Source organism: Sphingomonas sp. GC_Shp_3, assembly GCF_026540945.1.
Classification (GTDB): Bacteria; Pseudomonadota; Alphaproteobacteria; order Sphingomonadales; family Sphingomonadaceae; genus Sphingomonas.
Genome location: NZ_JALNUT010000012.1, coordinates 96,335 through 103,071 on the forward strand (window position 1 = coordinate 96,335; position 6,737 = coordinate 103,071).

Genomic DNA, 6,737 nt, shown 5'->3' on the forward strand with positions numbered 1-6,737 from the left:
AAAGACCCACCGCCGAGGCCGCAACGGTCGACACGGAAGACAAGGGCAGAGAAATGGCAACACTCGATCATGCCGTGCCACCCGGAGAGGACCCCGCCCCGTATCACGAGGGCGAAGACGATCCGCGTAGGCGCGACTTCATCAACATCGCGGCGGTGGCCTGGGCCGGCGTCGGCGGCGCGATCGTGGTGCTGCCGCTCATCAACCAGATGAGTCCGTCGGCGGACGTGCTGGCGCAATCCACCACCGAGGTCGATCTGTCGAAGATCGAGGCCGGGCAGGGGGTCGTCACCAGTTTCCGCAAGCAGCCGCTGTTCGTGCGCCACCTCACCCCGAAAGAGATCGAGGAGGCGAATGCCGTGCCGCTGTCCGAACTGCGCGACCCGCAGACTCTGGCGGAGCGCACCAAGCCCGGCAAGGCCAACTGGCTGATCACGCTCGGCGTGTGTACGCATCTCGGCTGCATCCCGCTCGGTATCCACGAGGGCGAGAACCGCGGCCAGTTCGGCGGCTATTTCTGCCCGTGCCACGGCTCGCAGTACGATACCGCCGCGCGCATCCGCAAAGGGCCGGCGCCGAAGAACCTGGCCGTGCCGCCATACACCTTCTCGTCGGACACGACGGTCACCGTCGGTTGAGGATGCACTGAGATGAGCTTTCCCTGGGCCAAGCATTACGAACCGAAATACGGCGTCACCAAATGGGTGGACGAACGGCTGCCGCTGCCGCGCCTCGTCTACAATGCGGTCGGCGCAGGCTATCCGGTGCCGCGCAACCTCAACTATTTCTGGAACTTCGGCGTGCTCGCCGGTGCCGCGCTTGGCATCCAGATCATCACCGGCATCGTGCTGGCGATGCATTATGCCGCCAACGGCGGCGTCGCGTTCGACTCGGTCGAACACATCATGCGCGACGTCAACGCCGGCTGGTTCCTGCGCTATGCGCACGCGAACGGCGCGTCGATGTTCTTCATCGTGGTCTACACCCACATCTTCCGGGGCCTCTACTACGGATCGTACAAGGCGCCGCGCGAGATGGTGTGGCTGCTCGGCGTGGTCATCTTCCTGCTGATGATGGCGACTGCGTTCATGGGCTATGTGCTGCCATGGGGACAGATGAGCTTCTGGGGCGCGCAGGTCATTACCGGTTTCTTCTCGGCTATCCCGATCGTCGGCGATACCATCCGCGTGTGGCTGCTCGGCGGCTACGCTCCTGATGACGCCGCGCTCAACCGCTTCTTCTCGCTGCACTATCTGCTGCCGTTCGTGATCGCGGGCGTGATCGTGCTGCACATCTGGGCGTTGCACATTCCGGGCTCGAACAACCCGACCGGCGTCGACGTGAAGGGGGAGCAGGATACCGTACCGTTCCACCCCTATTACACCGCGAAGGACGGCTTCGGGCTGGGCATCTTCCTGGTGGTGTTTGCCGGGTTGATCTTCTTCGCGCCGAACTATCTCGGCCATCCGGACAATTACATTCCGGCCAACCCGCTTTCCACGCCCGCGCACATCGTGCCGGAATGGTATTTTTGGCCGTTTTACGCGATCCTGCGTTCGTTCACGTCGGACTTCATCCTCCCCGCGAAGCTGTGGGGCGTGCTGGCGATGTTCGGGTCGATCGCGCTGCTGTTCTTCCTGCCGTGGCTGGACAGTTCGCCGGTCCGCTCGACCAATTACCGACCGGTGTACCGCACCTTCTTCTGGATTCTGGTGGCCGACGTGCTGGTGCTGGGCTGGTGCGGCGGATCGCCGGCGGAGCCGCTCTACGTCATCACGGCGCAGGTCGCGGCGGCCTATTATTTCGCACATTTCCTCGTCATCCTGCCGATCGTGTCGCGGATGGAGCGTCCGCGCCCACTGCCGACCTCGATCACCGAGGCGGTGCTGGCGAAGCATGGCGGCACCAGCCCGACGAAATCCGCGGTTAGCGGTTCCGTGCTGGCAGCCGAATAAGGGGGACGACCATGATTCGCTGGATTTCCGGGATTGTCGGCCTCGGCATCGTCGCCGTGCTGGCCTGGTCGCTGCTCTGGTCGGTCATCGGTGTCGTCACCGATCCGCCCGCGCCGACCGCCGAACATTACGTCCGCTCGCAGCACCCGCTGCTCAGTGCCGAACTGCCATCGGAGGGCGTGCTCGGCAAGTTCGATCTGCGTCAGCTTCAGCGCGGTTTCCAGGTCTATAAGGAGGTCTGCTCGGCCTGCCATTCGATCCGGCTGGTGTCGTTCCGCGACCTCAAGAAGCTCGGCTATGACGATGGTCAGGTGAAGGCGATCGCCGCGGGCTGGCAGATCGAACAGCCGAGCATCAACCCGGACACCGGCGAAATCGCCACGCGCAAGAACATCCCGTCCGACCATTTCCCGCTGGTGTTCGCCAACGACGTGGCCGCACGCGCCGCCAACAACAATGCTGTCCCGCCCGATCTCTCGCTGATGACCAAGGCGCGGCATGAGGGGCCGGACTATATCTACTCGCTGGTCGGGCATGGCTATGTGAATCAGCCGGCCGATCTGCTCGCCAAGTTCCCCGACGTGAAGACGCCGAAGGGCCTGTACTACAATCAGTATTTCGCCAACCTCAACATCGCGATGCCGCCGCCGCTCAAGTCCGACGGGCAGGTCCAGTATCTCGACGGGACCAGGCCGACGGTCGACCAGATGGCGAAGGACGTTGCGGCGTTTCTGACATGGACAGCCGAACCCAATCTCGATACCCGCCACGGCGCCGGCCTGGCCGTGCTTGGGTTCCTGCTGGTGTTCTGCTTCCTCGCATACGGCGCGTATCAGAACGTCTGGCGTAACGTGAAACACTAGAGAATGACCGCAGGCCAGAACGACGATCTCAAAGCCCTGATCCGCACCATCCCGGATTTCCCCAAACCGGGGATCATGTTCCGGGATATCACCACGCTGCTGCTCGACGCGAACGGCTTTGCCGAGGCGATCGCGCGGATGGCGGCGCGAGTGGTGGGGAAAGTCGATCTGGTCGCGGGGATCGAGGCACGCGGCTTCATCTTCGCCGCCGCGCTGGCAGCGCCGCTGAACGCGGGCGTGCTGCTGATCCGCAAGGACGGCAAGCTGCCCGGCGCGACCATCGCCGAGGATTACGTGCTGGAATACGGCACCGATCGCATCGCCATCCACGAGGACGCACTGGTGCCCGGCCAGCGCGTGTTGCTGGTCGACGATCTCATCGCGACTGGCGGTACCGCACGCGCGGCGGTGCGGCTGTTGCGCAAGGCGGGCGCGGTGGTGGAGCAGGTGCAGTTCCTGCTCGACCTGCCCGATCTCGGCGGTGCCGACGCGCTGCGCGGCGACGGGCTTTCGGTCGACGCGCTGATCGCGTTCGACGGGCACTGAGCTCTCGTCACGGCTGAGCGTGCAGTGATCAGCATCCGGCGCGGCCGATCCGGCAATCTGCCGTGGCCATCGCGACCAGTTGGGCAGGTTACCGCAACCCCGTGTTTCGTGGGGGGAACGGATATGGAACTCTGGCGACAATATATCGTTGATCCGACATGATGCGCCGCAGGTCTCGCGGCACCGCGTCCTGTTGGAGTAAAACCATGCTTTCACGCAAAATCCTGATTGCCGGTCTTGGCCTTGCCGCTGCGGTGGGCCTATCCGCCTGTGTCGATGATGGCTATGGCTACGGCGGTGGCGTCGGCTATGTCAGCGACGGCTACGATCCCTATTATGGTGGCTTCAACGCCGATCCATACTGGGGCTGGTACGGCGACTATTATTATCCGGGCACCGGCTATTACGTCTATGATCGCAACCGTGGTCGCCATCGGTGGGATGGTGGTCAGCAGAACTACTGGCGCGGGCGTTCGCAGACCTGGAACAACGCGCACCGTGATGTACGCCCGATGTGGCGCGACTTCGGTGGCGCACGCGGCGGCATTCAGGGCGGTCGCGGTCCGGGTGGCGGTGGCTTCCATGGCGGCGGTGGTCGCGGTCCGGGCGGTGGTGGCTTCCACGGCGGCGGTGGCGGCGGGTTCCACGGCCGTGGCGGTGGCGGTCACCACCACTGATCGGCGAGCGGCGCGGCGGTCGTACACACCGCCAGCCTAGCTTACCCAAATCCCAAACGGGCGACGTGTCGATGACACGCCGCCCGTTTTGTATCACCGTCGCAGCGCGTCCCGGAACGGCGCATCGTTGCCATCCACCCCCGCAGCGGGCGGCAGCGCCAGCAGATCGCGCAAGAGCGGGTACACATCGACATTGTCGAACGCGGCGAGCTTGCCCTTGGGCCTGATCGCAGGGCCGCTGGCGATGAACAGCGCGTTCATCTCCGGCGCCATGTTGTCGTAACCGTGGTCGCCGCCGGTGCGCGGCTTGTCTGGCGTGGTCTTGGCGGTTTCCCAGCCGGCATCAGCGAGGCAGAAATACGGCTGGATGCGCGGATTGGCGCCGTAATGGAACCGCGCCGGAATATCCGACTTGCGCCAGCAATGCAGATGCGCGTGCGGCGCGAACAGCGCCTTTTCCAGCGCCGCCTCATGCCCCGGCACCGCCGACAGCGACGCGAACGGACCGGTTTCGAACACGCGGTAGTCGGCCGGGTTGGCGATCCGGTCGAGCGCGATGGTACGCTCGCTGCTCGTCGCCGCCATGCCGTGATCCGCGACGATGACGAGATTGGCGGGTTGCCCAAGCGCACGCAGCCCATCGGTCAGCCTGCCGATCAGCGTATCGACGTCGGCGACGGCAGCAGTGGTGCGCGCGTCGTCCGGACCGAACATGTGGCCGGCACTATCGACCGTATCGAAATAGAGCGTCACGAAGCGCGGCCGGATCGCGGCCGGTCGGCGCATCCAGTCGAGCACGCCCTCGACCCGCTGCGCGCCGGTCACCGCCTGGTTGAACTGCATCCAGTCTTCCGGCCGGGTACCGCCGGTGGTCGCGCCGTGGCTGTTCGGCTTTACCGCACCGCCCCAGGCGACGTTCGCACCGGGCCAGAACATCGTGGCCGTGTGGATGCCGGCCTGTTCGGCATCGACCCAGATCGGCTTTGCCTCGTTCCACCAGAATGGATCGTCGGTCGCCATGGTGAAGGTCTCACCGGGGCGGGCGGCATCCTCCATGCTGTTCGAGACGATGCCGTTGCGATCGGGCCGCAGCCCGGAGACGAGCGTCCAGTGGTTGGGGAAGGTCTTGGACGGAAAGGCAGGGTGCATCACCGCGCTGATCCCGGCGGCGGCGAGCGCGTTCAGCCGCGGCGTCACGCCGCGCTGGAGATAGTCGCTGCGAAATCCGTCGATCGAGATGAGGATCGTCACCGGCTGTCGTGCCGCCTCCGTCTGCGCCACCGGCGGCGCGGGTGCGGCGGCGGGCGGGGTGACACAGGCTTGCAGGCTGGCGCACAGCCCGGCGACGACGATTTTGCTATACCAACGCATGGGGCGCCCTCTGCGCCCGCTTCGCGACATCTTCAAGACAGCGCTCATCCTCCGAGCATGAATTTGGCGAACACGCTCGCGCTGACCGGAAAGCGCCCGTACGCGGCGTCGAGCGCGCCCGGTTTGGCATAGACGCCGAGCGCACCGCCCAGCGCGACGCCGGTGTCGCGGGTGAGGCGCAGGCGGTGCGCATAGCCGGCTTCGAACAGGCTGATGCGGTATTTCGCGCCATGCAGCGGATCGAGCAGATCGGGAAACAGTTCGTCGTTGGCGACATTCTCGATGCGGCCGAACACCGTCTCGCGGGGCGCGAAATCCCAGCTCAGCTCACCGAGAAACGCGGTCAGCGTGCGACCGGGCAGCTTGTTCTTGGCGGAAAAGGCGGCGAGCGCGGAAAGGCCGCCACCGGCATATTGCACGCTGGCGGTGGTGCGCGCCTCGTTGGTGAAGGGTTCAAGCTGTTCCGGGCTGGTGATGTGGCCGTGGCTGATCTGTGCGGACCAATGCTCGCTCGGGTTCCACGTCGCGCGGATGCTCCAGCTATCGAGGCCGGGCGTCTCGATGTTCCAGCGGTACTGGTCCGGCTCACGCCCGCGAAAACCCGATGCCTCGATCTGCCAGTGCGTCGCGGCGACGCCGGCAGTGACGACGCCGTAGCTGATGTGCGTGCTGTCAAACCAATGGTGCGTGATCGGGCTGAGCGGCTGATACTGCGCGGAGGCGCGGTGCATGAACGCGGACGGCCCCAGCGCCGGTTCCGCGACCGGGCCGCCGTAGAGGAACAGGCTGGTGCCGGGCGCGACATCGCGGTCGATGCGGGCAGACAGTTCCATGAACAGATCATGCGGGTGCTGCCGGTCGATCAGCGGATCGCGCCCGTTGGCGGTTTCCCCGGTGGCGAACAGATTGGGGTAGCCGCGTGGCCCGATCAGCGGGTCGAGGCTGAGCATGGTACGCAGTTGCAGATGCGTTTCGGGCGTGAGGTCGTGGCGCGCGCTGAGCATCGCCATCGAGGTGACGAACCCCATATCACGCCCGCGCGGTCCGCCCTGATCGGTGTAGGTGGCGAAGGCATAGCCGTGCAGCATCACCATCCAGTCGCCGGTGGCGAGATGCAGGCCGCGCATCATACCCTCCGCGCCGGGGTTGCGCGCGGTGCCGGAGCCTTCGGCATAGCCAGCGAGGGCCATCACCATGCCAGGCATCGCCGCCATGTCGTGCGGCGGTGCCGCAGTGTCGGCGGGCGTGGGCTGCGCTGGCATCGCCTTGCCCGGCATCGCGGCGGGCGGGTTTGACGGCATCGTCATCTCCCGCATGATGTGTAC

7 protein-coding genes are annotated in these 6,737 nt (G+C 65.6%); 5 read left to right on the top strand and 2 right to left on the bottom strand.

The annotated features are described in order from the left end of the window. Positions 1-53: 53 nt before the first annotated feature. The 5 genes from petA to OXR00_RS17595 all read left to right on the top strand — a co-directional run bounded on the left by petA (position 54) and on the right by OXR00_RS17595 (position 4,041). Positions 54-638, top strand: coding sequence for a ubiquinol-cytochrome c reductase iron-sulfur subunit (petA, locus tag OXR00_RS17575; RefSeq protein ID WP_267389523.1), 585 nt, complete (start codon positions 54-56; stop codon positions 636-638). A gap of 12 nt (positions 639-650) precedes the next feature. Further along, positions 651-1,955 carry a cytochrome b N-terminal domain-containing protein gene (locus OXR00_RS17580; RefSeq protein ID WP_242151011.1) on the top strand — a complete coding sequence of 435 codons (1,305 nt, stop codon included), beginning with the start codon at positions 651-653 and terminating at the stop codon, positions 1,953-1,955. An 11-nt stretch (positions 1,956-1,966) separates the two neighbouring features. Continuing rightward, positions 1,967-2,818, top strand: a complete 852-nt coding sequence (locus tag OXR00_RS17585; RefSeq protein ID WP_267389524.1) for a cytochrome c1 — start codon at positions 1,967-1,969, stop codon at positions 2,816-2,818. Between the two features lie 3 nt (positions 2,819-2,821). Beyond that, entirely contained in the window at positions 2,822-3,364 is a 543-nt protein-coding gene (locus OXR00_RS17590) for an adenine phosphoribosyltransferase (RefSeq protein ID WP_267389525.1), read from the top strand. A 206-nt stretch (positions 3,365-3,570) separates the two neighbouring features. Continuing rightward, positions 3,571-4,041: a hypothetical protein gene (locus OXR00_RS17595; RefSeq protein ID WP_267389526.1), complete on the top strand. Its 471-nt coding sequence runs from the start codon at positions 3,571-3,573 to the stop codon at positions 4,039-4,041. A 93-nt stretch (positions 4,042-4,134) separates the two neighbouring features. Here the strand turns inward: OXR00_RS17595 and OXR00_RS17600 are convergent, their stop codons facing one another. Beyond that, positions 4,135-5,412 (bottom strand): ectonucleotide pyrophosphatase/phosphodiesterase, encoded by a 1,278-nt coding sequence (locus OXR00_RS17600; protein ID WP_267389527.1) that lies wholly within the window; start codon positions 5,410-5,412, stop codon positions 4,135-4,137. Between the two features lie 44 nt (positions 5,413-5,456). Further along, on the bottom strand, positions 5,457-6,737 hold a 1,281-nt coding region (locus OXR00_RS17605), incomplete at its 5' end, for a hypothetical protein (RefSeq protein ID WP_267389528.1).